Consider the following 1,177-nt stretch of genomic DNA (forward strand, 5'->3'; position numbering starts at 1 on the left):
CGTTGTCTTCCACCAGCAGGATGCGGGCCCCGCTGCGCTGCGCCAAGGTGCGCATGGTGAGGGCGGTGGCCTGGGTGTCGGGGGCATCGTCGGCACGCGCGCCGCGCTTGCGCCCCATGGCCGAAATCATGGCATTGAACAGCAGCGAGGCATTCACCGGCTTGACCAGCAGGTCTTCAATGCCCGCCGCCTGCGCGCCCTGCACCACCTCTTCACGCCCATACGCGGTCACCAATATCGGCTTGGGGCTGGATGGCAGCCCCAGCGCGGTGATGGCGTGCGCGGTTTGCAGTCCGTCCATGCCCGGCATCTGCCAGTCCAGCATGGTGATGTCAAACGGGTAGCCGCCTTCGGCCGCTTCGCGCACTGCCGCCACGGCTTTGGTGCCGGAGTCCACCGAGGCGACGTCAAAGCCCATGCTGCGCAGCATGTCTACCAGCACCAGGGCGGCGTGGGCGTTGTCGTCGACCACCAGCACGCGCCTACCGCGCATGTCCAGGTCGGTCAGCGCCGGGCGTTCGATGTCTTCGCCCAGGCCGAGTTGGGCGGTGAACCAGAAGGTGGAGCCTTGGCCGTAGGTGCTTTCTACCCCGACGGTGCCGCCCATGGCTTCGGCCAGGGCTTTGCTGATGGCCAGGCCCAGGCCGGTGCCGCCGTATTTGCGGGTGATGGAGCTGTCGGCCTGTTGGAAGCTTTGGAACAGGCGGCTGATTTGTTCTTCGGTCAGGCCTATGCCGGTATCGCGGACTTCAAAGCGCAGCAGGGCGCTGTCGTCGGAACCGGCTTTCAAGCGCACGACCATGCTGATTTCGCCGCGCTCGGTGAATTTGATGGCGTTGTTGGCGAAGTTGATGAGGACCTGGCCCAGGCGCAGCGGGTCGCCGCGCAGGCTTTGCGGGACTTCGGGGGCCACGTCGCAGACCAACTCCAGGCCTTTGGCGGCGGCTTTCTCGGAGACGACGTTGGCGACGTTCTCCAGCAGTTTGTCTAGCGCGAAGGGGAGGTTTTCTATGGAGAGCTTGCCGGCTTCGACCTTGGAGAAGTCCAGGATGTCGTTGATCACGCCCAGCAGGTGCTGGCCGGACTGGCGGATCTTGGCCAGGTAGTCGCGCTGGCGCGGGTTGAGTTCGGTTTTGAGGGCCAGGTAGGACATGCCGATGATGGCGTTCATGGGGGT

Annotated in this window: 1 protein-coding gene; it reads right to left on the reverse strand. The window is 65.1% G+C overall.

The annotated features are described in order from the left end of the window. The coding region (locus tag AC097L_RS25320; protein WP_479589465.1) for an ATP-binding protein at window positions 1–1,177 on the reverse strand (1,177 nt) is incomplete at both ends.

The organism is Rhodoferax sp. RT5P35, from assembly GCF_056521385.1.